Origin of the sequence: Candidatus Blochmannia sp. SNP, assembly GCF_036549215.1 — a bacterium.
Taxonomy (GTDB): domain Bacteria; phylum Pseudomonadota; class Gammaproteobacteria; order Enterobacterales; family Enterobacteriaceae; genus Blochmanniella.
Genome location: NZ_CP144371.1, coordinates 620,229 through 644,212, shown reverse-complemented (window position 1 = coordinate 644,212; position 23,984 = coordinate 620,229). Strand labels below are relative to the sequence as shown.

The 23,984-nt window shown below is 26.4% G+C and carries 19 protein-coding genes; 8 read left to right on the top strand and 11 right to left on the bottom strand.

Annotation, left to right across the window (positions count from 1 at the left end; translation table 11 throughout):
- The 3 genes from cyoC to cyoA all read right to left on the bottom strand — a co-directional run bounded on the left by cyoC (nucleotide 1) and on the right by cyoA (nucleotide 3,455).
- A complete protein-coding gene (gene cyoC, locus VOI34_RS02645; RefSeq protein WP_331828321.1) occupies nucleotides 1-573 on the bottom strand; it encodes a cytochrome o ubiquinol oxidase subunit III in 573 nt (190 codons plus the stop codon).
- Nucleotides 566-2,527, bottom strand: a complete 1,962-nt coding sequence (gene cyoB / locus VOI34_RS02640) for a cytochrome o ubiquinol oxidase subunit I (RefSeq protein ID WP_331828320.1) — start codon at nucleotides 2,525-2,527, stop codon at nucleotides 566-568. Before cyoB ends, cyoC begins: the two co-directional genes overlap by 8 nt.
- Nucleotides 2,528-2,621: 94 nt before the next feature.
- The gene (gene cyoA, locus VOI34_RS02635; RefSeq protein WP_443092742.1) at nucleotides 2,622-3,455 is read right to left on the bottom strand and encodes a ubiquinol oxidase subunit II; all 834 of its coding nucleotides are present in this window, start codon (nucleotides 3,453-3,455) and stop codon (nucleotides 2,622-2,624) included.
- Between the two features lie 1,918 nt (nucleotides 3,456-5,373).
- Here cyoA and clpP point away from each other — a divergent pair.
- Together clpP and clpX are read left to right on the top strand one after the other, a co-directional pair.
- Nucleotides 5,374-6,009 (top strand): ATP-dependent Clp endopeptidase proteolytic subunit ClpP, encoded by a 636-nt coding sequence (gene clpP, locus VOI34_RS02630; protein ID WP_331828318.1) that lies wholly within the window; start codon nucleotides 5,374-5,376, stop codon nucleotides 6,007-6,009.
- Nucleotides 6,010-6,150: 141 nt separating this feature from the next.
- The gene (clpX, locus tag VOI34_RS02625; protein ID WP_331828317.1) at nucleotides 6,151-7,428 is read left to right on the top strand and encodes an ATP-dependent Clp protease ATP-binding subunit ClpX; all 1,278 of its coding nucleotides are present in this window, start codon (nucleotides 6,151-6,153) and stop codon (nucleotides 7,426-7,428) included.
- A 218-nt stretch (nucleotides 7,429-7,646) separates the two neighbouring features.
- Here clpX and VOI34_RS02620 read toward each other — a convergent pair whose 3' ends face one another.
- The 5 genes from VOI34_RS02620 to metK form a co-directional block, all read right to left on the bottom strand.
- On the bottom strand, nucleotides 7,647-7,904 hold the full coding sequence (locus VOI34_RS02620) for an oxidative damage protection protein (RefSeq protein ID WP_331828316.1): 258 nt from the start codon (nucleotides 7,902-7,904) through the stop codon (nucleotides 7,647-7,649).
- A gap of 71 nt (nucleotides 7,905-7,975) precedes the next feature.
- The gene (gene mutY / locus VOI34_RS02615) at nucleotides 7,976-9,025 is read right to left on the bottom strand and encodes an A/G-specific adenine glycosylase (RefSeq protein WP_331828315.1); all 1,050 of its coding nucleotides are present in this window, start codon (nucleotides 9,023-9,025) and stop codon (nucleotides 7,976-7,978) included.
- A 963-nt stretch (nucleotides 9,026-9,988) separates the two neighbouring features.
- A complete protein-coding gene (ruvX, locus tag VOI34_RS02610) occupies nucleotides 9,989-10,417 on the bottom strand; it encodes a Holliday junction resolvase RuvX (RefSeq protein ID WP_331828314.1) in 429 nt (142 codons plus the stop codon).
- The gene (locus VOI34_RS02605; protein WP_331828313.1) at nucleotides 10,417-10,992 is read right to left on the bottom strand and encodes a YqgE/AlgH family protein; all 576 of its coding nucleotides are present in this window, start codon (nucleotides 10,990-10,992) and stop codon (nucleotides 10,417-10,419) included. Before VOI34_RS02605 ends, ruvX begins: the two co-directional genes overlap by 1 nt.
- Before the next feature lie 552 nt (nucleotides 10,993-11,544).
- Nucleotides 11,545-12,714 carry a methionine adenosyltransferase gene (metK, locus tag VOI34_RS02600; protein ID WP_331828312.1) on the bottom strand — a complete coding sequence of 390 codons (1,170 nt, stop codon included), beginning with the start codon at nucleotides 12,712-12,714 and terminating at the stop codon, nucleotides 11,545-11,547.
- Between the two features lie 772 nt (nucleotides 12,715-13,486).
- Between metK and speB the strand changes: the two genes are divergently transcribed.
- From speB to rpiA, 4 genes are all read left to right on the top strand, one after another.
- Nucleotides 13,487-14,404 (top strand): agmatinase, encoded by a 918-nt coding sequence (gene speB / locus VOI34_RS02595; RefSeq protein ID WP_331828311.1) that lies wholly within the window; start codon nucleotides 13,487-13,489, stop codon nucleotides 14,402-14,404.
- 527 nt (nucleotides 14,405-14,931) lie between these two features.
- Nucleotides 14,932-16,107 carry a phosphoglycerate kinase gene (locus VOI34_RS02590; RefSeq protein WP_331828310.1) on the top strand — a complete coding sequence of 392 codons (1,176 nt, stop codon included), beginning with the start codon at nucleotides 14,932-14,934 and terminating at the stop codon, nucleotides 16,105-16,107.
- A gap of 109 nt (nucleotides 16,108-16,216) precedes the next feature.
- On the top strand, nucleotides 16,217-17,299 hold the full coding sequence (gene fbaA, locus VOI34_RS02585) for a class II fructose-bisphosphate aldolase (protein ID WP_331828309.1): 1,083 nt from the start codon (nucleotides 16,217-16,219) through the stop codon (nucleotides 17,297-17,299).
- Between the two features lie 339 nt (nucleotides 17,300-17,638).
- The gene (gene rpiA, locus VOI34_RS02580; protein ID WP_331828308.1) at nucleotides 17,639-18,295 is read left to right on the top strand and encodes a ribose-5-phosphate isomerase RpiA; all 657 of its coding nucleotides are present in this window, start codon (nucleotides 17,639-17,641) and stop codon (nucleotides 18,293-18,295) included.
- A gap of 265 nt (nucleotides 18,296-18,560) precedes the next feature.
- Here the strand turns inward: rpiA and VOI34_RS02575 are convergent, their stop codons facing one another.
- Together VOI34_RS02575 and zapA are read right to left on the bottom strand one after the other, a co-directional pair.
- Nucleotides 18,561-19,190, bottom strand: coding sequence for a 5-formyltetrahydrofolate cyclo-ligase (locus VOI34_RS02575; protein ID WP_331828307.1), 630 nt, complete (start codon nucleotides 19,188-19,190; stop codon nucleotides 18,561-18,563).
- Nucleotides 19,191-19,294: 104 nt separating this feature from the next.
- A complete protein-coding gene (gene zapA, locus VOI34_RS02570; protein WP_331828306.1) occupies nucleotides 19,295-19,639 on the bottom strand; it encodes a cell division protein ZapA in 345 nt (114 codons plus the stop codon).
- 699 nt (nucleotides 19,640-20,338) lie between these two features.
- Here zapA and ubiH point away from each other — a divergent pair.
- Entirely contained in the window at nucleotides 20,339-21,529 is a 1,191-nt protein-coding gene (gene ubiH / locus VOI34_RS02565) for a 2-octaprenyl-6-methoxyphenyl hydroxylase (protein ID WP_331828305.1), read from the top strand.
- Between the two features lie 23 nt (nucleotides 21,530-21,552).
- Entirely contained in the window at nucleotides 21,553-22,776 is a 1,224-nt protein-coding gene (locus VOI34_RS02560; protein ID WP_331828304.1) for an FAD-dependent monooxygenase, read from the top strand.
- Nucleotides 22,777-22,800: 24 nt separating this feature from the next.
- Here VOI34_RS02560 and ygfZ read toward each other — a convergent pair whose 3' ends face one another.
- Nucleotides 22,801-23,817: a tRNA-modifying protein YgfZ gene (gene ygfZ, locus VOI34_RS02555; RefSeq protein WP_331828303.1), complete on the bottom strand. Its 1,017-nt coding sequence runs from the start codon at nucleotides 23,815-23,817 to the stop codon at nucleotides 22,801-22,803.
- Nucleotides 23,818-23,984 lie beyond the last annotated feature (167 nt).

Genomic DNA, 23,984 nt, shown 5'->3' with positions numbered 1-23,984 from the left:
TTACAATACTCCCATCAAATATACTTCAGTAAATACGCATATCCATACGATATCAAGAAAATGCCAAAATAAGCTCAAGCATTGCAAGCGTATGTAGTTAATTTTAGTTAATCCCTGTAATGTAATATGTACAATCATTACTATAATCCAAATAAGTCCCGCCATGACATGTAGCCCATGAGTTCCTACTAAAGTAAAAAAAGAAGAAAGAAATGCGTTTTGACGTGGACTATATCCTGATTTAATTAAATGAAAAAATTCATAAGTTTCTATGCCAATAAAAAATAGACCTAATAAAAAAGTCATCCCCATCCAAATATTTACTCGCTTCACATATGATTTTTCTGCATATATCATAACCTTACCGTAAGTAAAACTGCTTAATAACAAGCAACAAGTCTCTATAAATATAAGAGGTAACTTAAATATCTCCTTAGTCAAAGAAAAATTTTCTGCACCATTGCATAATACTAAGTACATTGCAAACAAGCTTGCAAATAAAATACAATCACTCATTATATACAACCAAAAACCAAATATTGTTTTTTTATTTAAATTATTGTGTTTATACATTATTAATATATTCAATTTCTTTAATTTTCTCTACTGAGACAGTATACTCTGTATTATCACTAAATGTATTCATAATCCAAGCTGCAATAATTCCAAACATACTAAAAATAACTAACCACCATATATACCAAATCATGCCAAATCCAAATGATAAACTAAAAAAAGATATCAAAACTCCAAAATAAGTATTTTTAGGCATATGTATTGGTTTATATTGGTTAGAATAACGTCTAACATTTTTATTATTTTGTACATACCAAAAAACATCACGATCATCATTTATTATAGGAATAATTGCAAAATTATAAAATGGTGGAGGAGAAGAGACAGACCACTCTAAAGTAGATCCATTCCATGGATTTCCATTTAAATCTTTGTACTTATTCCGATTTAAAATACTGACTATTACTTGGATACATTGACACATAATACCTAATCCAATTAATATAGTACCTATTGATGCCGTTATTAACATTGATGAAAATACTGGATCAATATGCTGACTTAATCGGCGAGTCATACCCATAAACCCTAAAATATACAACGGCATAAATGCTACATAAAACCCAACAATCCAAAACCAAAAAGCTCTCTTTCCCCATTGTTCATTTAAAATATATCCAAAAGCTTTAGGAAACCAATAAGTAGCACCAGCAAAACAACCAAATAACACACCTCCAATAATAACATTATGAAAATGAGCGATTAAAAATAAACTATTATGTAATACAAAATCAGCCCCGGGCACAGCCAATAATACTCCAGTCATTCCTCCTATAGAAAATGTAATAATAAATCCAATAGTCCACAACATCGGAGAAGTAAAAATAATTTTTCCCCGATACATAGTAAATAACCAATTAAAAATCTTCACACCAGTAGGAATAGCAATTACCATAGTCATAATACCAAAGAATGCGTTAACATTAGCACCTGCTCCCATGGTAAAAAAATGATGTAACCATACACAAAAAGATAATACAGTAATAGCGATAGTAGCCCATACTAACGAAGTATATCCAAATAATTTCTTTTGTGAAAAAGTAGAAACAACTTCTGAAAAAACACCAAATACAGGTAAAACCAAAATATATACTTCTGGATGCCCCCAAGCCCAAAATAAATTAATATACATCATCATATTTCCACCCAAATCGTTAGTAAAAAAATGGGTTCCCAGATAACGATCTAACGTTAATAATGCAATAGTAACAGTTAAAATTGGAAAAGCCGCAATGATTAATGTATTTGTACATAATGCGGTCCAAGTAAATACTGGCATTTTCATCATTGATAATCCTGGAGCTCTCATGTATAAGATTGTAGTAAAAAAATTTATGCCAGTTAAAGTAGTTCCTATTCCTGAAATTTGTATACTCCATATCCAATAATCAACACCAACACCAGGACTGTACTCTTTACTTGATAATGGTGGGTAGCCTGCCCATCCTGTTTGTGCAAATTCCCCTATCCCTAAAGAAAGATTTATTAAAATTACGCCCACCATAAACAACCAAAAACTTAAAGAATTCAGGAAAGGAAAAGCAACATCTCGTGCTCCAATTTGTAACGGAACTATCAAATTCATTAATCCTATTACAAAAGGAGTAGCCATAAATATAATCATAATTACACCATGAGCAGTAATTACTTGATTATAGTGATGAGCTGAAAGAAATTCATATAATCCAGAAGAAGACAAAGCTTGTTGTGCTCTCATCATAATCGCGTCAGCAAAACCACGCAAAAACATAACACATGCAACTACAATATACATAATTCCAATTTTTTTATGATCTACAGAAGTAATCCATTCATCCCAAATATATTGCCATTTATTATAATACGAAATAACACCAGCAAGTATTATTCCAATAAAAAGAACAATGACAATTGTCGACATAATAATTGGATCGTCATATGGAATAGAGTGTGTTGTCAATTTTCCAAACATTACTTTATTATCCCTATATATTTATAATATCACTGAAAATACATCATTCTTATATTGAAGAATGAAGAATTAAATACTAAAAACGTTTTTTATTTTAATGTTTAAATTTATTAATTACATTATAAAACAAGTTAGATTGTACATTGGAAAAATAAATTATTGGATGATGTTCACTAGGCTTAGCTAGCTCTTCATACATTAACATATTATTAATGTGATAAGATGATTTTTGAACCTTTTGTATCCATTGCTCAAATTCTTTTTCAGTTTGTGTAACAAAAACGGTAAATTTCATATCAGAAAATCCCTGTCCACTAAAATTTGATGAAACACCTTTATATTGTCCTACCGCGTTAGCTATTAAATTTAATTCTGTATGCATTCCAGCCATAGCATAAATTTGTCCTCCTAATTGAGGAATAAAAAAAGAATTCATAACTGAATTAGAAGTAACATTAAACTTGATAGGTATGCATTTTGGAATAACAAGTTCATTAATAACTGCTATATTTTGTTTCGGATAAATAAAAAGCCATTTCCAATCTAATGATATAACATCAATAATTATTGGTTGCACAACAGAAGATGTAATAGGTTTTTTGGGATCTAATTTATGAGTAGATTCCCAAGTTAGGACTCCTAAAAAAATAATAATTAAAATTGGCACAAACCATATCACAAATTCTATTTTTCTAGAATGTGTCCAATTAGGATTGTATTGTATATTTTTAGTATTAGATGCTCTATATTTTAAGATAAAAAAAATTGTCATCCCAATTACTGGAACAACTATGGTAAGCATTAATCCAAATGCGGTCAGTATTAGTGAACGTTCTTCTACCCCAATTTGACCCTTAGGATATAATAATACTAAATCATTACACCCACTTAATATTGTTATTAAACTATACAGAAAGCAATAAAACACATATTTTTTTATATTATATACACTGAATTTCATACAACAAATTTTAACGTCATTATATATATATTTAATTTATAAATCGACCATTTTACCGTAAGCCTTTATTAATGTAAATAAATTAATATATACCTAAAATTATTTTATATTTATTACTTTTAATAAACATTAGATTAGAATCATATATGTTTATAACCAAAGTTTATTTTGTTATATAATATAAAAAATAAAATTAAATACTCAATCACTTAAAATTAGTCATCTAAATATTTAGATTTACAGATATAATCAATTATAATACTATTATGCCATACAACTTAAACTAATTAATTAAATTATAACTACATTATAGATTTTCTATATACGTTTATAACTTTACATAATTTCATATTTGCCTTATTATATTCCATCTATAAAATTAATAAAAAATAAATTAGATATACACGTAATTATTTAAAAATATTAAAAACTTATAAAAATAAATTATACTGCCATTTATCTTAAAATATCGTTAAAGTAACTAACCACGTTAGATTTAATGTAGCTTTATAAGCTATGTATCTTCATAAGTTTCATGTTAAAAAATTATTATTTATTTTTAAAAAATTATAAGATAATTACTTATCATAAAATTATATCAAAATTAATGAATTATAATTCTATTCACCTTGTTATAAAAAATAAGTAATTTAATAAGTATATCTTGACTATACAAACCTATGCACTTTCGATAAAAATAAAAAATATATATATATTCTCGTATATATAAGTATGGTCCCGCATAAAATTAAAAATTAAGCAACATTAAAATTAAAAATTATTATAATAGTAAAATCTTAAAGCGAAATTAATATAATTTTTGGAATTATACATAAAATACACTATACATGAGCAACATAGCAATAAAGCAAATATTAAAAAATTATATTATTCTTAATATTACTATGGTAGTTAATAAAAATAATCAAATCTTTATCAATGCATAATTGAATATTTCAATATCATAATATACAAGACCATTTCTTAATATAAATATTAATATTTATATATGAATATTATTAATAAAATTTAAAGAAAATATATAGTTCTTTTTATTATTTTAAAGATAAAAATTCTATTTTTTAAAATTGTATAATAATGACATTAAAACATTCTAATCTATACAACAACGTAATATCTATATTATTTCATAAATACTGTACGCAAATCAAAACATCAAACAAAAAAATAATATAGTATTTTAATGCTATTAAACTACCTGCTATATTAATAATAAATACATTTAATTATTTAAAATAACGAATTAATAAAATGTATAGTATTAATAAATATTTGAAACAAAATTATTCTTAACTTCTAATAAAATTTGATTTTAGAACCCGGAATAAATAGCGTATAAAACTATATTATTATTTAATTAAATTATCTAAAACACTGATGTTAGTTATCCTTTTAATTTAAGAATTGTTAATTTTTAAATTAAATAAATTGATCAATTTAATGTATAATAAAAAATCAGATTATTGAAATCAATATTACAGCTATGAAATATATTTACAAACTTCTTTAACACAAAAAACAATTTATTTTTATTCTTAATCAATCAAAATTTAAAAAAGATACTGCATTCAATAAATTTATACATTATGATTACATTTTGTAATACACATTTACAGAATGTGATAATAAATTTGTATATACACTGCAATAAAAATGAAACAACATGTATATATAAATTATTTTATTACAACGATTAAATATCTAACAGATAATAAGTTACTAAAAACTATAACACAACATAACTATTTTAATTAATAAAAACCTGATCATTAAATTTAATTTGAAATTTTCTAAAAATTGTATTATATCAGGATTTAAATAATACTTGTGTTTAACAGATATTTAATAAGGGAGGATACAGTACATGTTATGGAAATATTCAAACAATTTTAAAGCGCCTTATTGTTATCAGAATATGGCAATAGTACCGACAGTAATAGAACAAACTATTCGAGGAGATCGTGTATATGATATATTTTCTTTATTACTAAAAGAAAGAATTATTTTTATAACAGGGACCATAGAAGATAATATAGCTAATTTGATCGTTGCGCAGATAATGTTTTTAGAATCAGAAAATTCAAAAAAAGACATCCATTTGTATATTAATTCTCCAGGAGGCTTGATAACTGCAGGCATGTCAATATATGACACCATACAATTTGTAAAACCTGACATTAGTACATTTTGTATGGGACAAGCTGCCTCTATGAGTGCTTTTTTATTAGCTTCTGGTACTAAAGGCAAGCGATTTTGTTTACCAAATGCTCGAATAATGATTCATCAGCCATTAGGATGTTTTCAAGGACAAGCTACTGATATTGCTATTCATACCAAAGAAATATTAAAAATTAAAAATAATATAAATGAGCTAATGGCAAAACATACAGGGCAATCTGTTGATACAATCAGTAAAGATACAGAACGAGATTGCTTTTTATCTGCCGATGAAGCTATGAAATATGGATTAGTAGATTGTGTATTATCCCAACGAATATAAATTCGTATCATTACTTACTTTATATTTCACTATTATCATTATCTGCAAACATATAATTTATATCTAAATTTATTTTTTACTTTCAAATAGATTTACAGCTCATTTGCATTGGGTAAGCATCAAAAGTAAGGATATTAAACTGTGAACGATAATTATCAAAATCATTCAAAAAATACATTATATTGTTCATTTTGTGGAAAAGACCAAAATCAAGTATTAAAATTAATTGCCGGAGTATCGGCGCATATTTGTGATACATGTATTAGTTTATGTAAAGATATAATTAATCAAGAACTTAAAGATAAAATAGTCAATGAAAATTTCATTAAATTTCCAACACCCTGTGACATTAAAAGTCATTTAGATGATTATGTAATTGGACAAGAACATACTAAAAAAGTGCTCGCAGTAGCGGTATATAATCATTATAAACGCCTACGTAATGAAGATATATGTATATGTAATAATGGTACAAAATTATTTAAAAGTAATATTTTGTTAATCGGACCTACAGGCAGTGGAAAAACATTATTAGCAGAAACACTAGCTAGTTTTCTTAACGTGCCATTTGCTATATCAGATGCTACCACCTTAACAGAAGCAGGGTATGTAGGTGAAGATGTAGAAAACGTTGTGCAAAAATTACTACAACGATGTAATTACGATGTAAATAAAGCACAACAGGGTATTATTTACATAGACGAAATAGATAAAATTTCTAGAAAATCGGAAAATCCTTCTATTACCCGAGATGTCTCTGGAGAAGGAGTACAACAAGCTTTATTAAAATTAATTGAAGGAACTATAGCTGCAGTACCACCGCAAGGAGGACGTAAACATCCACAGCAAGAATTCATACAAATAGATACGACTAATATTCTTTTTATTTGTGGGGGTGCTTTTTTTGGTTTACATCAAATTGTTCAGCAACGCACTACCAATAAACGTACAATTGGTTTTCAAGTCTCAGAAAATAACAACACATCCCAAAATACTGAATATTCATTATTAAAACAAATTGAGCCAGAAGATTTAATTAAATTTGGTCTAATTCCAGAATTCGTTGGAAGACTTCCAATAATTTCTTCTTTAGATGAACTGGGAGAAAAAGAATTAATAAAAATCTTAAAAGAGCCAAAAAATGCCCTAATAAAACAATACAAAATATTATTCCATATAGATGGAGTAAAATTGGAATTTTCAGAAAGATCATTAACTGCTATTGCTAACAATGCTATGAAAAGAAAAATTGGTGCTCGTGGACTTAGAGCTATTTTAGAAGATATATTGCTAGATGTAATGTATGAATTACCTTCTCAAAACAATGTAGATAAAGTCATAATTGATGAATCAGTAGTATTTGGAGATTCAAAGCCACTATTAATTTACAATAAACATAAATTAGCCGATCTTAAATAAAATACTTGCTTCGATAAGCGATATATAGCATATTATGAAATTGAAATAATTAATTATTTTTTATATTTATTATTATAATAATAAATATATCAATCTAAATAAAAATGCAATGAGCATACATGCTCATTGCATTTTTATAATTAACTTATAATTATTAATGAATTAATACTATTTTAAAAAACGCTTTTAGAAAAAAAATTATTTAATTATTAATTAAATTAATAATTTTTTGTATCTAAAAAATCTTTTCCAAATAAAAAAATTTTCATTTCTCTTTCAAGCATTGCACGATCTGAAATATTCATCATATTCAATTTATTTTCATTTATTAAAATAATTTCTTTATTTTTCCATTTCCTCCATGCGTCTTTAGAAATATGCTCATAGATATATTTTCCCAGCGATCCTGGATAACATGGAGCATCTAATCCCTCAGCATATTGTTTCAAAAAAACACAATAAATTATTTTAGGCATCATTCAAATCTTTTGTTGCAATAGTTATTTTTAAATTTAAATTTTCTGAAATATTTTTACTATAACTATCATTATAATTTCTGTAATATTGTAGCAATTGGCTTAGGTAACCCAACAATTGGAGGATCCATCAAATCATACCAAATTCCATCTTTTTTACAATTTATCTTTTTACTTAGATTAAGTAATATTGGTCTAATTTCTAAATCAATATTACTTAATTTATGTTTTACAATAGATAATTTTATATATTGATCATTATGAATATTATGATTTAACAACCATATATTCAACATATTAATATTAGAAAACTCAGGAAAACAAAATAATCCTCCCCAAATCGCCTGATATGGCCTTTTCTCAAGCCATATCATTTTTACTTTACAATATTGGAATAATAACAATAAAAACCAGATAGTTTTTTTTAATAACTTTTTCGATAGTTCTTTTCTAGGATATTGATTAACTTCATGATTTAAAAAAGCTTGACAATCTTCTTGAAGAGGACAATCTTTGCAGGCTGGACATCTATTAGTACATATTAATCTTCCTAGATCCATCATAGCTTGATTAAACACCCCCGTTCCTGTGTCAGGAAGCAGTTGTTCGCTCAATAACCACAATTTATGATTTATCTTGGATTTATTTCCTAACAAGTAATAATCAAAAGCATAATATCTTGTTAATATTCGTTTCATATTGCCATCAAGAATAGGATGATGTTGATCCAATGTTAACGACAATATAGCTCCAGCAGTAGATCTTCCAATACCAGGAAAAGAAATAAGTATATCGAAATCTTTTGGAAAATTACCACAATAATACTTAACGATAATTCTAGCTGTTTTATGCAAATTTCTAGCCCGTGCATAATAACCTAATCCACTCCATAAAAATAATACTTCGTCTAATTCTGCATCTGCTAACTGTATAATTGTTGGGAATCTTGCAATAAATCGTTCATAGTAGAAAATCACAGTTTTTACTTGTGTTTGTTGCAACATAATTTCAGATAACCATGTTTTATACATTGTTTTGTTTAATTGCCATGGTAAATCTTTCGTCCTATATTTTTGATACCAAAATAAAATTTTTTTCGAAAAAATCAAGTTTTGAGTCATATATATATTTTACGATATTAAATTTATATTACATGTAACTGATATGTTCTATAATCAATCTAAATTTTTCTAAAAGATGTTTTATAAGTTAAAAAATAAACTCTATATAAATACCGACCGATATATTTTAAAAGTAATCAAAATATTTTAATATAAAAAATACAATAATTTAATTTAATAATTAATACGTAATTTTATAAATATTTAGTTTTTAAAAATAATGATACTAATTCAAAATACGTTAACTCTATAAAAATTCAATAACTATATTTTTAATGATTCATAAAATACAATATCCGCGAATCAAAACATATTTCTTATTATTGATAAGTAATTGATATTTATTTTTATAAAAATAATCAATTATTATTATAGATATTTACCAAAAACATAAATATTATACTTATTAGTATAATATTTATACTAATTTGTATTCTAAGTAAGATGTACGTTTATTCTTATTCGTCGTAAAAACTACTAATTCAATTTTTATGTACGCTTACATTTATTTAATCAATATGCATATTCAAAAAATAAATACTGTTAAATCCCGTTTGTTTAATTAAACATCAATTAACAAAACATATATAATTCAACTGCCAATTGAAATTTGAAATAATCTTTTAATTTTAATTAAATCATAAAAAAGTAACAAATATGTGATTTCTTCTAAAAATCAATACATATTTTCACCGTAATGTACATATTTGCTTTTATATAAAATAAATCTTTAAAAATCATCTATACTTTTAATGAACAATATTAACTATATATTTGTACCACAAATCATGCTATTTATTTACAAATATACATATCACAACATTATCCTTAATATTATTTATTAAAACTCTCAAACAATAAATCACAAAATAATTATTTAATTTTTTAAATTATCATCATATTGCAGACTTCTAGTATTTATTATCAAAAATACTTGTATACAAGGATATTATTCCCTTATAGTCAAAAAGACTGATTTAACCAACTTTTTAAAATTACTCCAGCTGCAATTGCATTTATTTTAATATCCTGTCGTGCGTATAAATAATTGTGATGATTTTCAAAATAATCTAAACGTGCTTCACTCGTACTAAACCGCTCATCATGCATCTTTACTGTAACAGGAAACTGTTTCTTTAATTGCTTAGCAAATCTTCTTGCTAAAATAGTAATAGATTGTTCCTCTCCATTTATCTTCAAAGGTAATCCTACTACCATTACTACTGGTTTCCATATATTATAAATATCTTTAATCCCCCCCCAATTGGGTATACCAGATTGCGATTGCAATACAGTAAGAGGCCTTACAGTACAAGTCAATTTTTGACCAATTGCGACTCCTATATTTTTAGTGCCAAAATCAAAACCCATTATTATATTAATAGTTGACATTAAGCACGACCTGTTTGATCTGTAATATTACGAATATCAATTCCTAATATTTTTGCAGCTGCGCTCCAACGAGCAATAATAGGAGTATGAAATAAAATTGTTTCATTAGCAGGAACAGTAAGCCAAGCATTTTCCATTAATTCATGTTCTAATTGACCTTTAGACCAACCAGAATAACCAAGCGCCACCAATACATCTTTTGGTTGATTAGGAGTTCCTAAAGTTTCTAAGATATCTCTAGATGTAGTGATCATGGCTTTTGAAGAAATATTAACACTAGATCCAAAACCTTTTTTAGGAGTATGTAAAATAAAACCTCGGTCATCTAATAAAGGTCCTCCAGAAAATACTGGATTATCTAATCGAATAGATGGATCTCGTACAGGAGATACAACCTTCAAATTATGTAATATAGTTTCTACCGTACATTTTTCAACTAATTTATTGATAACTATACCCATAGCTCCTGTATCATTATGCTCGCAAATATATACTACTGACTGTTTAAACAATGGATCTTGCAGAGCGGGCATAGCTATTAGAAAATAATTTTGTAAATTTGTTATCTCATGCATTAACATAAATTTTTTTATAAATCTCTTTTATTAAGGATATAAAAACTTAAGAAATGATAACTAATTATTTTTTATAAAAAATACTACAATTAATTTAAACTATTGTATTCAAAAATTTTTATCATTAGCAATAACAACTACATAGGTGTGATCTTATCAATTACTAATAGAAATTTCTTTAAATAAACGACCTATCCAGAATCAAACTATAAGTAATTATTGTGCTTATAATAATTTTATTTTTATTCCATAAATTCTTTATAAGAATACACTCTATAAAAAATTATTTCCCTTTAATTAAAAAATTACACTCTATTATTTTCTAATATAGAAATGTATTTATTTGATATATACATTAAAAAATAAAACTTGTAACTTCTACTGTATTTATAATAAAAATTACTTAAAACACAACAATAACTATTTAAATAATTCTTATAAACATAAAAATCTATTCATATAGAACCCGTTATCAATTTATAAATATTATTATTACAATCCCGTATTAACAATATCATTGTTATATTAATCAAATAATAAATATGAAAAATATTATGAAGATGTAAATTTTAAACCAGCTGCATCACGAAGTAATTCTACTTTATCAACTTTCTCCCAGGGAAAATGTTCACGACCAAAATGTCCATATACAGCTGTGTCTCTATAAATTGGTTTTAACAAATCTAACATAGTAATTAAACCATAAGGACGGAAATCAAAAAAATTATTTATTATCTTTATCAAAATATCATGTGAGGTTTTTTCTGTACCAAAAGTTTCAATACTAATAGATATTGGATTTGGCATTCCAATTGCATAGGAAACTTGAAGCTCACAACGATCTGCTAACCCAGCTGCTACAATATTTTTAGCAACATATCTTGCTCCATAAGCGGCCGATCGATCTACTTTTGATGGATCTTTTCCAGAAAAAGACCCTCCACCATGCCTAGCCATTCCTCCATAAGTATCTACAATAATTTTTCTTCCAGTTAAACCACAGTCACTAATAGGTCCGCCAACAACAAAACAACCACCAGGATTAATAAAAAATTTAGTATTATCAGACAACCATTTTTTAGGTAATACTGGTTTAATAATTTCTTCCATCACAGCTTCTTGTAAATCTATCAACTTTATATCACAAGTATGCTGAATGGACAATACAACTGCAGCTATTCCGATTATTTTTCCATCTTCATAAGCAACTGTTACCTGACTTTTAGCGTCTAACCCTAACCATGGTAATACTCCATTTTTTCTCATTTGAGACTTTCTTTTGATCAAAAGATGTGCATATGTTATCGGAGCAGGCATTAAAACGTTAGTTTCATTAGTAGCGTATCCAAACATTAATCCTTGATCACCCGCCCCTTGTTTTAAAACATTACTATAATGATCTATGCTATGCTTAATCTCTGAAGATTGTTTATTAATCACACTTAATATCACACAAGAATTTGCATCAAATCCCATATCTGAACGAACATAACCAATATCACGAATGGTATTTCTAGCAATTTCTTCCATATTCACCCAAGCAGTAGTGGTAATTTCCCCCCCCATTACTACTACACCTGTTTTTATAAATGTTTCACATGCAACACGAGCCCTTGGATCTTGCGCTAAAATAGAATCTAATACGGCATCAGAAATTTGATCTGCAATTTTATCTGGGTGTCCTTCTGATACAGATTCAGATGTAAATAAATATTGCGTCATTCATCATATTCCTTTAAATATAGAGTATAAAACTTACTATCAGCAAGATCTGCTATACATGTAGCAAATATTTGAAGTAAATTACACCTAGAAACCCATCTAATATATGGCTATTAAACCGCTATCATTTATCTTATTTATTTAAAAAATAAGATAGAGATTATTTGATTAATAAATTATAATCAAACATTTTTATAAAAATTCCTACTATACAGGTATTTTTCATCTGTTGTTTATATCAAAAAAAATCATATTAAATTTTTAATATTTACATTTATTCGCTTCTATTATCAAATATACATTTAAATTGGTTTATTAAAAATCACAAACATTATCTCATCATAGTTTGAACCGTGTAAATAAATTATCAAATTCTAATAAATACTCACTAGCTACGCAAATAAAAAACCTATTTTTATTTATCATTTTTCAAAAATATCTTTATGTTTTTATATTTATTAAAATAATTAAAATTAATAATAAAATTCAATACACTTTATTTATAAATTTCATCACCTATAAATCAAATTTTTGATTTATAGGTGATGAATACAATATATTATATAGATATAATTACATGTTTCGGTATCAATTCATTTGAACACACTCCTAAAATTTATAGGTATAAAACCGATTTATATCAAGTTTATTAATAAATTATATGAATAATAAAATATTATTAATTTATGTTAATACTCTATTTAATTTTGATCAAAACTATATTATATATATAATAAGTTGTTTGTAACATTAATTAAAGCAAAGGAAATACATGTATACTTTAAATTATAAATATGATAACTCTTTGTTTTCAAATGCTTTTGGTTTTTTAAGATTTCCATTAGAATTTGATCCTTATAATAATAATAGTGATTGGGTAATTACTGGAGTCCCTTTTGACATGGCTACTTCTGGACGATCAGGAAGTAGATTTGGACCAACTGCTATTCGACAAGCATCTATAAATTTGGCCTGGGAAGATTGTCGTTGGCCTTGGAGCTTTAATATACGAAAAAATTTACATGTAGTTGATTGTGGAGATTTAATATATAAATCTGGAAATATACAAGATTTCGTAAATTCTCTACAAAATCATGCTGAACATTTGTTAATTTCTGGAAAAAAAATGCTATCACTTGGAGGCGATCATTATATCACATTACCTATATTACGTGCATATTCAAAAATTTTTGGCAAAATCGCAATAATACACTTTGATGCACATGCAGATTATTACGACAATGATAGTAAATATGATCATGGTGTTATTATATTACATGCACTAAACGAAGAATTAATCGATCCTATACATTCAGTACAAATTGGTATTCGTACGGAATACAAAAATCATTTCGGATTTACAGTGTTAGATGCAGAATATGTTAACGACATATGCATAGATATTATTATAAATAAAATAAAATCTGTTGTTAAATCTTTTCCGATATATGTAACATTCGATATTGATTGCTTAGATCCAGCTATAGCGCCTGGCACTGGGACCCCGGTAATTGGCGGATTAACGAGTTATCGTGTTCTAAAATTAATACGAAGCTTTACAAACTTAAATATTGTAGGTATTGATTTAGTAGAAGTAGCTCCAGCTTATGATTGTGCACAAATCACTGCGTTAGCAGCTGCTACATTAGGATTAGAAATGCTTTATACTCAAGTAAAATTAAAGAGCTAAAAATTAATTTCATATATTACTAGTTATTTAGTAGTTTTAATTAATAACCATACTGAAAACAATAATATTAACTTATAAGATGACATTATATTCCAAATGATTGATACTGATATCAAAATCAATACTTATAATATTAACTAATTACTATACTTAATCACTATATGATTAGTGTATCAAATCTATAAATAACTTAAAAAATTAAATTATTATTAGATAAGTCAAAAATAAACTATTTTTCAATGAAATAATTCATATTTATCTATATAAATACCAATACCATCAGTATATCATATACTGCTTACAACACATTAATTTTTTAAGAGTTTTCATGTTATTAATTGGTTAATTAATTAATAACAACCTAAATTTATTTCAAATCGTATATTATTATATTTAATAATAAAAATTAATTATTAAAGAACAAACTTAATTGTTGAGTATAATATACAGCAAAAGAAAAATATTTTTATTATTAATATATAATTCTTTTATTAATATGTTTATTTATACATAAAAGGTTTTCCATTATGAATATCATAAAAATAAGTGACTTAGATCTGACGGATAAGCGTGTTTTAATTCGTTCTGATTTAAACGTACCTATTAAAAATGGAGTTATTACTTCTAACAGAAAAATTAATGCATCACTACCTACTATTGAATTAGCTTTAAATAAAAGTAAATATGTTATGGTAGCTTCTCATCTAGGTAGGCCACAAGAAGGAAATTATGATGTGCAATTTTCTTTACAGCCCGTGGTTGAATATTTACAAAAACAATTAATCAATCAAGATATAAAAAAAATACGATTAGTTACAGATTACTTAGAGAACACAAACTTTACAGAAAAAGAATTGTTAATTTTAGAAAATGTACGATTTAATAAAGGAGAAAAAAAAGATGATGAAATATTATCAAAAAAATATGCGATGTTGTGTGATGTATTTGTCATGGATGCATTTGGCAGTGCTCATCGTACACAAGCTTCTACGCACGGTATCAGCAAATTTGTTTCTTTAGCTTGTTCTGGGCTCTTACTACAAAAAGAACTGGAAGCTCTAAGTAAGGCACTGCATAATCCTATAAGACCAATGGTTGCAATAGTTGGAGGATCTAAAGTATCCACTAAATTAACTGTTTTGGACTCCTTATCAAAGATTTCAGATTATCTCATAGTAGGAGGAGGTATCGCAAACACCTTCTTGGCAGCTCAAGGAAAAAAAGTAGGTAAATCTTTATATGAAGAAGAATTAATACTTACAGCAAAACGTCTTTTAGAAAATTGTGATATACCTACTCTTACTGACGTAAGAGTAAGCACAGAATTTTCAGAAACTGCTCAAGCAACTATGAAAGCTGTAATTGATATTAAAGATGATGAGCAAATCCTTGATTTAGGTGATGAATCTATTGCTAGAATATTAGATATTTTAAAATGTGCTAAAACTATTCTTTGGAATGGTCCTATTGGAGTGTTTGAATTTCCAAATTTTAGAACAGGAACAGAAATGATATCTCATGCTATTGCTAAAAGTAATGCTTTTTCTATTGTTGGCGGAGGAGATACTTTAATGGCTATTGATTTATTTGGCGTTTCTGATCAGATTTCTTATATTTCTACCGGAGGTGGTGCTTTCTTAGAATTTATTGAAGGAAAAACATTTCCGTCGGTAAAAATGCTTGAAAAACATGCTATTAAATAATTAAAAGTATACATATTATAGATTAATGAGTATTATGTATGAAGATATATATAGAACGTATATAAATAATACTATATAAATATATATTCATCAAAAAAGAAGAAAATAAATGATTAAGATTATTGATTCTATAAAACCAGGTGTAGTCACTGGCAACGATGTACAGAAGATATTTAATTTTGCAAAGAAAAATAATTTTGCTTTGCCGGCAGTAAATTGTATAGGTATGGATTCAATTAATGCTGCATTAGAAGCTGCAGCTAATATGAGATCTCCAATTATTTTGCAGTTTTCTAAAAAAGGATCTGCTTTTATGGCAGGATATGGTTTAAATAACCATAAAGATGATGATTCTGCAGCAGTATTAGGAGCTATTTCTGGAAGTTTACACGTACATCATATTGCTAGACACTATGACATCCCTGTCATTTTGCACACTGATCATTGCACCAAAAAGAATTTATCTTGGATCGATGCTCTACTAGATTTAGGATCAAAACATTTTTATAAAACCGGCAATCCATTATTTTCATCTCATATGATAGATCTGTCTGAAGAATCTTTAAAAGAAAATATAGAAATTAGCTCAAAATATTTAAGCCGCATGGACAAATTAAATATGACTTTAGAAATAGAGTTAGGTTGTACTGGAGGGGAAGAAGATGGTATTGATCATTATCATTTAAATCATGAACTTTTATATACAAATCCAGAAGATATAGCTTATGCTTATGAAAAATTACACATTATCAGCCCACGGTTCATTATAGCTGCATCATTTGGAAATGTTCATGGTGTATACAAACCTGGAAATGTACGATTAGACCCAAAAATACTTCAGAAATCACAAAAATATGTTTCTAAAAAATTTGGATTACCTAATAACTTTTTAAATTTAGTATTTCATGGAGGGTCTGGGTCCACAGAAAAAGAAATTAAAGAAGCCATCAGTTATGGTATTGTAAAAATGAACATTGATACCGATATACAATGGGCTACTTGGGAAGGAATTTTAAAATATTATCAACATAACAAAAATTTCCTCCAAACTCAATTAGGTAACCCATATGGACATGAACAACCAAATAAAAAATTTTATGACCCAAGGGTTTGGATTCGTGCAGGACAAACATCAATGATTAAATACTTAGAAAAAGTATTTTCTACTTTAAACGCTATTAACATTTTATAAGAATCATTTTTATTTCAGAAAAGTTTTTAAATATATTAAAACAAAACAGATTTATATTTCGATAAAATCGAAATCGTTTTAAATTAAATCCAATACTAACTATGCTCATAAATAATATTTTTTAAATGTCAATATAAATTATAAAATCTGTTACTCAAATCTGAGTATTACCGTATTACCCATACATTGTATAATACAATAATGCAATATATGGGTTTAATTCGCATTAAATATCGTTTTTAATCTATAGTAAATGAAAGTTTTTATCAGAAATCGAGCAATCATAGATTAAAAATAGTATGCACTAAATATATAATATACATCACGTATAGGGGCAATATGATAAAAGATAAATTAAAAAAATCAGTAGCTTGGGCAGCCCTAAAATACATTCAATCTAACAAAATTATAGGGATAGGAACAGGTTCAACCGTCACATATTTTATTGAAGCATTGAGTAGTGTAAAGGAAAAAATAGAAGGTGTAGTTTCTAGCTCAAACTATTCATCTAATCAATTAAAAAAATTGGGTATTCCTATATACAATCTTAATAATTTAAATGAATTAGATGTATATGTTGATAGTGCAGATGAAATTGATACTCATATGCAAATGATTAAAGGCGGCGGCGGGGCCTTAACCAAAGAAAAAATTATTGCTGCTGTAGCTAAAAAATTTATTTGTATTGTTGACAGTAGTAAACAAGTAAATATATTAGGACGCGGACCACTACCAATAGAAGTAATTCCTATGGCTCGTTCATTAGTAGCAAGAGAATTAGTACGTTTGGGTGGGTTACCAGAATATCGACATAATGTAATTACTGAAAATGGTAATAATATTTTGGATATATACAATATGAATATTTCTAATGCATCGTTACTAGAAACAAAAATTAACAATATCCCAGGAGTAGTAAGTGTTGGCATATTCGCGCAAAGACGAGCAGATATCGTATTAATTGGAACAAAAGAAGGCATAAAAATAATTATTTAATGCTTTATAGGCTGAAAATTTAATTTTAAATAAATATATAAACCACATAGAACAGTTCGAATTTATAGTCATACTAACAAATATACATATTTGTTAGTATGACTATAAATTCTAAAAAATTGGGAATAAACTGAATTGATTAACATTCATTATGAAAATTATAAAAATTAACTATTTATATTAATAAAATACAACCTATTTATAGAAATAAAATACTAGAAAAAATAATACATAACTTTCAGAACAAAAATATGTATTATTTTATTTAATAAACATCTGAAATTAAATGATAAGATGGGGTGACAATTTCTGGTAGCGTTAGATCCCATTTTTCCATAGGAAGTAATTGAGTAGGTATTCTTTGAAAGTCATATGCTAATCCTATAGGTATATAATTATTCTGACATTTCCAATTTTGTAAGGTTCTGTCATAAAAACCACCGCCCATTCCTAATCGATTCCCATAATTATCAAACGCAACTAACGGAACGAATACAACATTTAGTTTCTCTATAGAAATAATGGAATTAACATTCCATTCAGGTTCATATATATTTAAACGATTATATATGAGAGGTGTGGAAAATGTATATCGTAAAAACAACAAACATTCATTTTCTGAATAAGGTAAAACTGGTAAATATATTTGTTTATGCATACATAATAAAGTTCGAATAAGCAAAGAAGTTTTTATTTCTCCATCAAAATCAATAAATACTGCTATACGTTTTGATTTATGTATATAATCCATCGCCATAATCTTATTAGTAATTAATTGAGCTGCTATATATTGCTCCTGAAATGTCAAAGAACGGCGTATAATTCGTATATACTCACGAATAGATTTTTTATAATATAACTTCTTATGAAAAATACACATATTCTCTATTATCATGGAATGTCATAAATTTATACCTTACGTATTTTATACGAGGGCTAAAGTAAAACATAATGCATAATCATATTTATTATTTTATCGTTTAATACAACAAATATAATCTATATATGTTTAGTGCATTCTAGTGTTCCATCAACTCGCTCAGTAATATGAGCATGTGCAATTAAAGCTTCTTCGATTGTTTTTTTCAACAAAAGAATGTGCTGCTCGATATTAGCTGCATATTCACGTGTTTTCAATTTTTCTTGGGCTAACTCATAACATATATTTAAAGCAACTATAAATACTAATTGTTCAGCATTAGTCACTCTTGTTTTAATCTTCAAATCTTGTAAACGTTTAGTTAAATCCTCTACTGCCTTATTTAAGGCATCTTTTTGTTTAGACGGACAATTAATCCGTAATGTTCGGCCAAAAATTTGAATATCTATTGGTTTTTCAGGCATATTCCTTTCCTGGTATTTTATCTTATATTTCAATGATCAAATAACATAATAATTTGTATCATTTAATTTATATACATACAGGACTTATACTTTTATACATCTTAAACAAAAGCAAAACCATCTCTATTCTACCATAAAATTTTTTTAAAAATTAACGTAATTAATATTTATTTAATCGTAATCTAAAAATCAAGTATCTTAAAACCTTATAAAATATTTATATAGACTATATACAGATTTCATATCATCTACATAATCAAATCATCTTATCAGATGAATCTGAACAAACATATTTAATATATAAATTATACAGTATATTAAAAATACTGAATAATTTTGTGATTATAAATAATCACTAATTTAACTTAAAAACATAAAATTGTTTTCTATAAAAAATAACTCACAATTCTATTCTTATAGAATATAACACTCCACATATTATACCATTATGGTATAATGCATTTCGTCTTCTACTATACATCAATAATATTAGCAAATTAAATTTAACCAACATATATCTTGCAATTAAATAATGAATCTCTGTCAAAATATTTAAATATATACAATACAATTTAAATGCCATACTTAAATAAAGTATACTATAATATATATTAGCATATTACATCTCATCATACTAATTTGTATGTTATAGTTTTCAACATTACAATTTTTTATATTTATGTGTTAAATAAATACTTTATGTCTATTATTATACATGGTGGAGGAATGACAGGCGCGATACTAGCGTTAATGCTATTTAAATTAACTAAAGGGGATTTAGAAATATCTTTAATAGAACAACACTCTCCTTACTGTTGTGATACACAATTATCTTTAAATACATATCCTCCTCACGTAATAGCATTATCACGAGGAGCTTATTATGAATTGATACGAGTTAATATAGATTCAATTTTATCTTCTTGCAGTACTGTTATAAAACAAGTAGAAATTAGTGAATATAATAGATTACATAAAATATTTATCAATGCTCAAGATCATCAATTATCAGAATTAGGTTATGTTATTGAGCTAAATATTTTTAGAAAAAAGTTATTTAATTTTTTACAAAAAAAATCAAGCGTAACCATATATTGTCCCGCTACTCTAAAAAAAATTAAACGCGAAAAAAAAAAAAATATAGTCACTTTAGATAATGGTCATCAAATAGTTTCAAAATTAATAGTAGCAGCAGACGGCGCCTATTCAACATTAGCTACTAACTGCGGTATGAAATGGTTTAGGTATAATTATCAACAAATTGCTGTAGTTTCTAAAATTACTACTGAAATACCTCATTTTGGAAGAGCTTTTGAAAAATTTACAGAACATGGACCATTAGCTATGCTGCCTATGTCCAATAATTTTAACTTTTTGATTTGGTGCATATCCAACAAACAACAACAAGAAGTATCTAGATGGAACAAAAAAAAATTTTCTCAAGAACTGCAAAATATATTTGGGTGGAAATTAGGAAAAATTTTAAATATAGAAACGCGATGTTTTTATAATCTCTGGCTAACACGTGCTCAAAGCCACATTAGTCACAGACTGGCATTAGTCGGCAATGCAGCTCAGAATTTACATCCTATAGCTGGACAAGGATGTAATCTTGGATTACGTGATATTGTAGTTTTATCAAAAATAATTACGCAGGCATTATATCAAAACATAGATATTGGAGATTATTCTGTGTTGAATACATATCAAAAACACAGATATTTAGATCAATATAGAACTATTAAAATCACCGATGGATTAGTGCGTTTATTCAGTAATCATTATTTACCATTAATTATTGCTCGAAACGTAGGTTTATTTTTTGTTAGCTATAGTACTATTCTGCAACGTCTTTTAGTAAATACGATATTAAACTGGAAAACCGATTAATTTTTATTAAAATAAACAACAATGTGAATAAATTTGATATACTTATCATAAATCAAGGGATTTCCGGGCTCGCATTAGCTTGTGGGTTAAATGATTGTTTTCGTATTGCAATCATAGAACATAGAAGTCATCTAAATATTTCTGAAATAGATCAATGGAACATCAAATCGTCGTTAGTTAATATCACCAGTTTAAAAATACTTCAGTATTTAAAAATCTGGAATCAGAATCTAGCACACTTTTCTAGTTCATTATATAAATTAGAGATTCTTAAAAAAAATAATATAAAAAAAACTGTTTTTAATTCTGGTTATTTAGGATATCTTGAGCTAGGATACATTATTGATGATCATTTAATATATCAGGCTCTAATTAGTCGTGCGCGACAATTAAGAAATATTATATTTATAGATTCACATTCACCTTATACAATAAGTTATCATGAAGATTTCGCACTTGTTATAGTAAATAATAACTATATATTCAAAGCTAAATTGGTAATAGGCGCAGATGGAATCGACTCTTTAATAAGAAAGAATGCAAGTATTTCGTTAATATTTAAAGATACAAAATATTATGGATTAACAACTACCATTTACACTGAAAAAAATCACAAAAACACTCTTCGTTTCATTATTCACAATAACGGCTTGTTAATATTATTGCCATTAAAAAATACACATCTTTCAGTTGTTTTTTGGTTATTACCACCACATGCAGCTAAAAAATATCTATACGTATCCAACTCCGCTCAATCTATTAATTATGATTTAATAGAAATCTGCAATATATTAGGTCAGTGCATTATACATAATGATACAAAATATAAAATTTTTATACCGAGAATACAATATGCACACAACTTTATAAATCATCGTTTAATATTGCTAGGAAAAGCTGCATATCTTATATGTCCTTTATTTTTTAAAAATATTAATTTAGAACTTATGGATGCAGCAATTCTATCAAATTATCTAAAAAAATTAAGAAAAAATAATAAAGATATTGGAGATTATAATTATTTAAAATATTATGAACGCAGTATAAAATATAGGATAACTAAAAATTTAATAAATATCTCGTATCTTCACATGTTATTTCATAATAAGAATTATTTCCTGGAATACATACAATATTTTATTTTTTATCTCATCAACACTATGCCCAATTTAAAAATACGCATATTACATCATATTATGGGTTTAGATGATTTGCCAAAATGGTTGCTACAGGATCATTATGATTAAAAATATTTGTACAAAATTAAAAAATTATTTAAATTTATTAAAATCAATAATAGAAAAAATAAAACTGTCATTAGTTTTCATGTTTTTAATTCTTAATTCTGAGGAATTTAAAATTGATCTATTTAATACTGCTTGCAGCCATACATTATTTTTTTTAATTTGACAAGATTGTAAAATGACGCCAATATTTTTCCAATTTTGATTACTTAATTTTAATTCTATCCAATCACCAGCTGTAGGAAATTTGTATTTATTCTTATAATCAATGGTACCAATTAATCTATATAACTCTTTCTTATTGCTCCCACGATACTGAATACGTGCAATAGATTCTTGCCCAAGATAACAACCTTTATTAAAACTAATCCCCTGTAATATATCCATGTTAACCGCTTGGGGCACAAATAACTCACTAGTTACTAATTCAATAATCGGATAACCTGCTTCTATATCTAATAATTCCCACTGACGACTATCGTTAAATTGTATACAATAGAACTGTTGTTTGCTTAACAAGTAATCTAATGTTGATTTTTTGTTAATTATTAACAAAAAACGTTCCTTCGGAGCACTAAAATATAGTATAGTAACATCTTTTTCATGTACTACTGTATGTTTTTCGGTTGGAACAACCGAAAAACATACACTTAAATACTTTCTTGCGTTCATTCCGGCAATTCCAATGAGTATTACATTATAATCAGGAGTAATAACAACATTAGAAGAAACTATATATTTTTTCATTTCTACAATCTGTTTTTCACATATATTTAGACGTTCTATAAACGCCATTTCTTGATTTTTAAGATGAAAAACATACATATTGCTAAGCACTTTTCCTTTTGGATTACAATATGCGGAAAATCTATATTCATATTTATCTAAATTTTTAATATCGCAAGTAAATTGATTATGCAAATATTGCATAACATCTTGTCCATATGATCTTACTAATACCCATTCTTCTAAAGATATAAATGTTAATGGTAAATCTTCTGAAGATACAGGGTACTGCTTTGAAAAAACTATATTAGGCAACACAATATGCCTCCTGATAAATAAAAAATATTAATCAATATTACACGCCATAAACTATGTAATCTTATTACATTAAATATTTACATACTTCAAAATAATAAGATTACACTTTTCACAAATATTAATTATTATGATTTATAATTAATTTTATAATTAAATGATTTAATCAA

Coding starts and splice junctions, on each gene's coding strand:
- VOI34_RS02590 (WP_331828310.1), top strand. CDS start 14,932: ATGAATATCATAAAAATAAGTGACTTAGATCTGACGGATAAGCGTGTT.
- clpP (WP_331828318.1), top strand. CDS start 5,374: ATGTTATGGAAATATTCAAACAATTTTAAAGCGCCTTATTGTTATCAG.
- VOI34_RS02575 (WP_331828307.1), bottom strand. CDS start 19,190: ATGATAATAGAGAATATGTGTATTTTTCATAAGAAGTTATATTATAAA.
- VOI34_RS02620 (WP_331828316.1), bottom strand. CDS start 7,904: ATGCCTAAAATAATTTATTGTGTTTTTTTGAAACAATATGCTGAGGGA.
- fbaA (WP_331828309.1), top strand. CDS start 16,217: ATGATTAAGATTATTGATTCTATAAAACCAGGTGTAGTCACTGGCAAC.
- metK (WP_331828312.1), bottom strand. CDS start 12,714: ATGACGCAATATTTATTTACATCTGAATCTGTATCAGAAGGACACCCA.
- mutY (WP_331828315.1), bottom strand. CDS start 9,025: ATGACTCAAAACTTGATTTTTTCGAAAAAAATTTTATTTTGGTATCAA.
- rpiA (WP_331828308.1), top strand. CDS start 17,639: ATGATAAAAGATAAATTAAAAAAATCAGTAGCTTGGGCAGCCCTAAAA.
- cyoC (WP_331828321.1), bottom strand. CDS start 573: ATGTATAAACACAATAATTTAAATAAAAAAACAATATTTGGTTTTTGG.
- zapA (WP_331828306.1), bottom strand. CDS start 19,639: ATGCCTGAAAAACCAATAGATATTCAAATTTTTGGCCGAACATTACGG.
- ubiH (WP_331828305.1), top strand. CDS start 20,339: ATGTCTATTATTATACATGGTGGAGGAATGACAGGCGCGATACTAGCG.
- VOI34_RS02605 (WP_331828313.1), bottom strand. CDS start 10,992: ATGCATGAGATAACAAATTTACAAAATTATTTTCTAATAGCTATGCCC.
- ruvX (WP_331828314.1), bottom strand. CDS start 10,417: ATGTCAACTATTAATATAATAATGGGTTTTGATTTTGGCACTAAAAAT.
- cyoB (WP_331828320.1), bottom strand. CDS start 2,527: ATGTTTGGAAAATTGACAACACACTCTATTCCATATGACGATCCAATT.
- speB (WP_331828311.1), top strand. CDS start 13,487: ATGTATACTTTAAATTATAAATATGATAACTCTTTGTTTTCAAATGCT.